The following is a 217-nucleotide window of genomic DNA, read 5'->3' on the forward strand; positions in this document are numbered from 1 at the left end:
CACATCGGCCTTGCTGACTTTGTCTCCCTTCTTTTTGGCCGGCGCCGCCTGGCTCGCCTCGACGAACTTGCGCCGGGCGTGATCCCAACAGCCGATCTGAGTGATCTCGTTTTTACGACAAGCATCGTTGTAGCAGGCGCAGCCATCGGTCTGTAGGACACCGACGAAGCCGTCGAACAGCCACGAGGCCACCTCTCCGCTCCGGGAGGGATCGTAA

1 protein-coding gene is annotated in these 217 nt (G+C 60.8%); it reads right to left on the minus strand.

Annotation, left to right across the window (positions count from 1 at the left end; translation table 11 throughout):
* Window positions 1–217: IS66 family transposase (locus ACYQ2W_RS26965; protein ID WP_459874243.1), on the minus strand; the 217-nt coding region annotated here is incomplete at both ends.

The organism is Endothiovibrio diazotrophicus (assembly GCF_054657215.1).